The following is a 5,179-nucleotide window of genomic DNA, read 5'->3' as shown; positions in this document are numbered from 1 at the left end:
AACCAATACTGATGGTCAGGCTCGCCCCTTCCGCCGGAGTGTTGTGCGGAATCTTCAGTGCCGCCACGGTCTGGCGCAGTTTCTCCGCCACCAGCCGCGCGCCGCCCGGCGAGGTGTTCGGCAGCACCAGCGCGAACTCCTCACCGCCATAACGCGCCGGCAGGTCCGACGGCCGGGCGCTGGCGTCGCGGATCGCCGTGGCGACCTTGCGCAAGGCCTCGTCACCCTCGACATGGCCGAAGGTGTCGTTGTAGGACTTGAAGTAATCGACATCAATCATCAGCAACGACAGCTGACTCTGATCACGCAGCGAACGGCGCCATTCCAGCTCCAGGTACTCGTCGAAGTGCCGGCGGTTGGACAGCCCGGTCAAGCCATCGGAGTTCATCAGCCGCTGCAGCACCAGGTTGGTGTCGAGCAACTGTTGCTGGCTGACCCGCAACGCACGGTAGGCCGCATCCCGTTGCAACAGGGTCATGTAGGAGCGCGAGTGATATCGGATGCGCGCTACCAGTTCGATGGTGTCCGGCAGCTTCACCAGATAATCGTTGGCGCCGGCGGAAAACGCCGCGCTCTTGATCAACGGGTCTTCCTTGGTCGACAGGACGATGATCGGAATGTCCTTGGTCGCCGGGTGATTGCGGTATTCGCGCACCAGGCTCAGGCCATCGAGGCCGGGCATCACCAGATCCTGGAGGATTACCGTCGGTTTGATCCGCACGGCCTGGGCAATGGCCTGATGCGGGTCGGAACAGAAGTGGAAGTCGATGTTCTCTTCGTTCGACAGCCCACGGCGCACGGCCTCGCCGATCATCGCCTGATCGTCCACCAACAACACCATGGCGGCGTTTTCGTCGGTTTTAATGTCGTCGATCTGTAAGTCACTCATGGGCGGTCACCTGTGTACTGCGGGAGCCAGGATTGCGGATAAATCTGTTCATGTGGGGAAAATCTCCAGCAATCGTGGCGCTATCTTTTCCAGTGGACGGATTTCCACAGCGGCATCAATAGCCGCAGCGGCCTTGGGCATGCCGTACACCGCACTGCTTTGCTGGTCCTGCGCAATGGTCAAATAACCCTGCTGGCGCATGAGCTTAAGCCCTTGCGCCCCGTCGCGTCCCATCCCGGTCAATAAAACCCCGACGGCGTCGCCGTTCCAGTAACTGGCGACGCTCTCGAAAAACACGTCGATCGACGGCCGATAAATCTCGTTGACCGGCTCGGCGGTGTAGGCCAGCGTACCGTTTTTCAATAAGCGAATATGGTGATTGGTGCCGGCCAGCAGGACCGCGCCGGCCTGCGGCGGCTCGCCTTCGCGGGCCAGGCGCACGTCGAGGCCGCTGGCGCTGGCCAGCCATTCGGCCATGCCGGCAGCGAACACTTGGTCCACGTGCTGGACCAGCACGATGGCCGCCGAGAAATCGCGCGGCAGGCCCTTGAGCAGCACCTCGAGCGCCGCCGGCCCGCCCGCCGACGAACCGATCGCCACCAGCCGCTGGCGCGAAGCCGAACTGCGCGGGGGCGTCGGCGCCGGACGCGAGCGCGGGGTTTTCTCGCCGATCAGCCAGCCGATATTGAGGATTTTGCGCAACAGCGGCGCGGCGGCTTCCTGGGCATTGCCGGCACCGAGGGCCGGGGTATCGACCACATCCAGCGCGCCGTAGCCCATGGCTTCGAAAACCCGGTGCACATTCTGCTGGCGGTCGACCGTGACAATCACGATGGCGCACGGGGTTTCCGCCATGATCCGCCGAGTGGCTTCGACGCCATCCATGATCGGCATGATCAGGTCCATCAGGATCAGGTCCGGAGTGTTTTGCGCGCACAGTTGCACCGCCTCGGCACCGTTTCTGGCGACCCAGACCACCTGATGTGCCGGCTCGAAGGCCAGCGCCCGGCGCAGCGCTTCCACCGCCATCGGCATGTCGTTGACGATTGCGATCTTCATGTCCGCGCGCCTCCGATCAGCTCGACCACTGCATCGAGCAGAGCGTCGTCATGAAAACTGGCTTTGGCTAAATAATAGTCCGCCCCGGCGTCCAGTCCACGGCGTCGGTCTTCTTCACGATCCTTGTACGACACCACCATCACCGGCAGCGATTGCAGGCGGTTGTCGCGGCGCAACAGGGTGACCAGTTCAATGCCGTCCATGCGTGGCATGTCGATGTCGGTGATCAGCAAATCGAAGTCCTCCGAACGCAGCGCGTTCCAGCCGTCCATACCGTCCACTGCGACGGCCACGTCGTAGCCGCGATTGAGCAGCAGTTTGCGTTGCAGTTCGCGCACGGTCAGCGAGTCGTCCACCACCAGCACCCGCTTGCGCGCAGCTTCCGCCGCCTGATTGCCGTGGCGCGCAATGCGTTCCAGGCGTCCGGTGTTGAGCAGCTTGTCCACCGAGCGCAGCATGTCCTCGACATCGACGATCAACACCACCGAACCGTCGTCGAGCAAGGCCCCGGCGGAGATGTCCTGGACTTTGCCCAGACGCTCGTCGAGGGGCAACACCACCAGGGTGCGTTCGCCAATGAAGCGTTCGACCGCGACGCCGTAAATCGCATCGCGCTCTCGGATCACCACGACTTTAAGGGATTCGCCGCTGTTCTGGCTGGCCGGGCGGTTAAGCAATTGACTGGCGGCGACCAGCCCGACGTGCCGGCCTTCGTGCCAGAAATGCTGACGCCCTTCGACCTGCACAATGTCGTCCGGCGCCAGGTCGCACATGCGTTCAATGTGCGCCAGTGGAAAGGCGTACGCCTCGTCGCCGACTTCCACCACCAGGCTGCGCACCACCGACAGCGTCAGCGGCACTTCCAGATGAAAGCGACTGCCCTCGCCCGCCGTTTGCTCCAGCACCACCGCTCCGCGTAACTGGCGGACCATGTGCTGCACCGCGTCGAGGCCGACGCCCCGCCCGGAGACTTCGGTGACCGTGTCGCGCAGGCTGAAACCGGGCAGGAACAGGAAGGTCAGCAACTCTTCTTCACTCAACTGCGCCGCAGTTTCTGCTGGCGACAACTGCCGTTCGACGATGCTGCGCCGAACCTTTTCCAGATCGACGCCATTGCCGTCATCGCTCAATTCCAGCACCAGCAGACCGGCCTGATGGGAAGCGCGCAGGCGGATCAGGCCTTCTTCGGGTTTGCCCTTGAGCAGGCGCTGCTCCGGGGTTTCGATGCCGTGATCGACCGCGTTGCGCAGCAAATGGGTCAGCGGTGCTTCGAGTTTTTCCAACACATCGCGGTCGACCTGGGTTTTCTCGCCCTCGATTTCCAGCCGCACCTGTTTGCCGAGGCTGCGCCCCAGGTCGCGGACCATGCGCACCTGACCGGTGAGCACGTCGGCAAACGGCCGCATGCGGCAGGCCAGCGCGGTGTCGTAGAGCACCTGCGCACGCTGACTGGCTTGCCAGGCGAACTCGTCGAGTTCGGCGTTTTTCTCGCTCAGCAGTTGCTGGGATTCGGCGAGCAGGCGCCGCGCATCTTCCAGGGCTTCCAGCGCTTCAAGACTCAGCGCGTGTTCCTTTAAATGCACGTTGAGGTTTTCCAGCGCGCGCAGACCATTGTTCTGCATGCGCTTGAGGCGTTGCATGATCGCCAGATGCGGTTTGAGGCGCTGGGTTTCCACCAGGGATTTGCTCGACAGATCGAGCAGGCTGTTCAGGCGCTCGGCGGTGACCCGCAGTACCCGCTCGCCGCCTTCGGTGGTGCGCTTGTTCTTGCGCGGCGCGGGTTCAGCGGGCTCGAACGGAACCTCGGGAGCGGGCGCAGGCACCGGCGGCGCTTCAAGTTGCAACTCGGCCATCGGCGCAGCGGCAAACGTTGCCGGTGCAGCCGAGGGGTCGGCGAGGCTCGCCATCAGCGCCACGTAGGTTTCGATATCGGTGGGTTGCGGAGCATTGGCCGGGGTGGCAATGCGCATCAACAGATCGGTGCCCTGCAACAGCGCGTCGATGTGCTCCGGGCGCAGCAGCAAGCGCCCTTCTTGCGCGCTGACCAGGCAATCTTCCATCACATGCGCGACGCTGACACCGCTGTCGATGCCGACAATCCGCGCCGCCCCTTTCAGCGAGTGCGCCGCACGCATGCACGATTCGAGTTGATCGGCCTGGGTCGGGTTGCGTTCCAGCGCCAGCAGCCCGGCACTGAGGACCTGGGTCTGGGCTTCGGCTTCGAGGCTGAACAGCTCCAGCAAGGAAGCGTCGCGCATTTGCTCGGGGGTCATGTGAGGCTCCGGGTCACGGCGGACAGCAGCTGTTCTTCATCCAGCCAACGCAGGCTGCGCCCGCGAAATTGCAGCACGCCACGGGTGTATCTGGCATTGGCTTGCGCAGCGGATTGCGAAGCGGCGTCGAGGATCCGCTCATCAATGGCATGAATGCCGTCGACCTCGTCCACCGGCACCACCACGGGCCCGCCGTGGGCGGCGATGATCAGCATGCGCGGCATGATCCGCGCGCCATTGGCCGGTGCGGCGTTGCCATCCAGATCGAGCAGTTCGACCAGCGACAGGCACGCCACCAGCGCGCCGCGCACATTGGCCACACCCAGCAAGGCCCGCGAACGCTGATGCGGCAACGAGTGAATCGCCTGCAACGGCGCGACCTCCACCAGACTGCGAGTCGCCAGGCCCAACCATTCTTCGCCGATACGGAACATCAGCAACGAACGGGTTTTCAGTTCGGCTTCGACGGTGGTCGCCACCGGGTCGCGTTCGTCCTGCTGCAACGCATAACGGTCGAGCAGGCGCGTGGCGGCGGCGGAATACACCGAACAATTGCGGCAGTGAATGTGTTCGGCCAGCAGCGGGCAGGACTTGTCGCCGTGGATACCGATGCGGTTCCAGCAATCGTCGATGGCCCGGGCGTCTTCGTGGGTGACGTTCAAGGTGTCGGACGGGATCATCGTTTACGCTCACTGTCGGCGGTGCGGCCGCTGCGCGCGGCGCGCTCCTGCAATCGTCTGGCACCGGCGCTGTCGCCCTGGGCCTGGAGCAACGCGGCCAGGTGCATCAACGCTTCAGGGTGTTGCGGTTCGAGGTACAAGGCCTTGCGGTAATAACTCTGGGCTTCGAGTGCAGAGCCGGCAACATCGCTGAGCAGGCCGAGCCAATAGAACACCTGCGCCACCGGTTCGTGACTGCGCAGGAACTGCTCGCATGCCGCACGGGCTTCGGCACTCTT

Annotated in this window: 5 protein-coding genes; all 5 read right to left on the bottom strand. The window is 63.8% G+C overall.

What is annotated here, in order from left to right:
- Window positions 1-889 (bottom strand): diguanylate cyclase domain-containing protein (locus DBR24_RS17375; protein WP_128615352.1); only part of this gene is annotated, 889 nt, incomplete at its 3' end.
- 48 nt (window positions 890-937) lie between these two features.
- Window positions 938-1,948 (bottom strand): chemotaxis response regulator protein-glutamate methylesterase, encoded by a 1,011-nt coding sequence (locus DBR24_RS17370; protein WP_123465012.1) that lies wholly within the window; start codon window positions 1,946-1,948, stop codon window positions 938-940.
- Window positions 1,945-4,221, bottom strand: a complete 2,277-nt coding sequence (locus DBR24_RS17365; protein ID WP_128615351.1) for a hybrid sensor histidine kinase/response regulator — start codon at window positions 4,219-4,221, stop codon at window positions 1,945-1,947. Before DBR24_RS17365 ends, DBR24_RS17370 begins: the two co-directional genes overlap by 4 nt.
- Window positions 4,218-4,901 carry a chemotaxis protein CheW gene (locus DBR24_RS17360; RefSeq protein ID WP_123465008.1) on the bottom strand — a complete coding sequence of 228 codons (684 nt, stop codon included), beginning with the start codon at window positions 4,899-4,901 and terminating at the stop codon, window positions 4,218-4,220. Before DBR24_RS17360 ends, DBR24_RS17365 begins: the two co-directional genes overlap by 4 nt.
- A partial coding sequence (locus DBR24_RS32595) for a tetratricopeptide repeat protein (RefSeq protein ID WP_371921310.1) occupies window positions 4,898-5,179 on the bottom strand: 282 nt, incomplete at its 5' end. The genes DBR24_RS17360 and DBR24_RS32595, both read right to left, overlap by 4 nt.

Source organism: Pseudomonas sp. HMWF006 (assembly GCF_003061205.1).
In the GTDB taxonomy this organism is placed as follows: Bacteria; Pseudomonadota; Gammaproteobacteria; order Pseudomonadales; family Pseudomonadaceae; genus Aquipseudomonas; species Aquipseudomonas monsensis.
This window is presented reverse-complemented; position numbering and strand designations above follow the sequence as displayed.

Coding starts and splice junctions, on each gene's coding strand:
- DBR24_RS17370 (WP_123465012.1), bottom strand. CDS start 1,948: ATGAAGATCGCAATCGTCAACGACATGCCGATGGCGGTGGAAGCGCTG.
- DBR24_RS17365 (WP_128615351.1), bottom strand. CDS start 4,221: ATGACCCCCGAGCAAATGCGCGACGCTTCCTTGCTGGAGCTGTTCAGC.
- DBR24_RS17360 (WP_123465008.1), bottom strand. CDS start 4,901: ATGATCCCGTCCGACACCTTGAACGTCACCCACGAAGACGCCCGGGCC.